Source organism: Marinibaculum pumilum (assembly GCF_042646425.1).
Classification (GTDB): domain Bacteria; phylum Pseudomonadota; class Alphaproteobacteria; order Ferrovibrionales; family Ferrovibrionaceae; genus Marinibaculum; species Marinibaculum pumilum.
This window is the reverse complement of record NZ_JBHRTR010000050.1, coordinates 109,888-110,665: the sequence shown is the minus strand read 5'-3', so window position 1 is coordinate 110,665 and position 778 is coordinate 109,888. Positions and strand designations below refer to the sequence as shown.

At 71.2% G+C, this 778-nt stretch carries 1 protein-coding gene; it reads right to left on the bottom strand.

What is annotated here, in order from left to right; all coding sequences use genetic code 11:
- A partial coding sequence (locus ACFOGJ_RS27000) for a calcium-binding protein (RefSeq protein WP_379906387.1) occupies positions 1-778 on the bottom strand: 778 nt, incomplete at both ends.

Here is a 778-nt window from a genome sequence, read left to right as displayed (position 1 = left end):
CCGAGACGGTATCGGCATCGTCGCCGCCATCGATGGTGTCAGCGCCCGCACCGCCAAGGATCGAATCGCTGCCCGCGCCGCCGGCCAGGCTGTCTGCGCCCTCGCCACCGCCGATATCGTCGTCGCCCTCGCCGCCATCGATCGTGTCGTCGCCGGCGTCACCCGCCAGAACATCGTCACCGGCGCCGCCGGCGATCAGGTCAGCGTCGTCGCCACCGGAGACCGTGTCGGCACCCGTGCCGCCCTGGATCGAGTCACTGCCGGCGCCACCGGACAGGCTGTCCGCGCCTTCACCGCCGGTGATGGCATCGGCACCTTCACCGCCATCGATCACGTCGTCGCCGGCGTCACCCGCCAGAACATCGTCGCCGGCACCGCCGGCGATCAGATCAGCGTCGTCACCGCCCGAGACGGTATCGGCATCGTCGCCGCCATCGATGGTGTCAGCGCCCGCACCGCCAAGGATCGAATCGCTGCCCGCGCCGCCAGCCAGGCTGTCTGCGCCCTCGCCACCGTCAATATCGTCGGCGCCTTCGCCGCCATCGATCGTGTCAGCGCCCGCGTCACCCGCCAGCACGTCACCGCCGGCGCCGCCGGTGATAAGGTCAGCGTCGTCACCGCCCGAGACGGTATCGGCATCGTCGCCGCCATCGATGGTGTCAGCGCCCGCACCGCCAAGGATCGAATCGCTGCCGGCGCCGCCGGCCAGGCTGTCTGCGCCCTCGCCACCGTCGATGCTGTCGGCGCCCTCGCCGCCATCGATCGTGTCATCACCCGC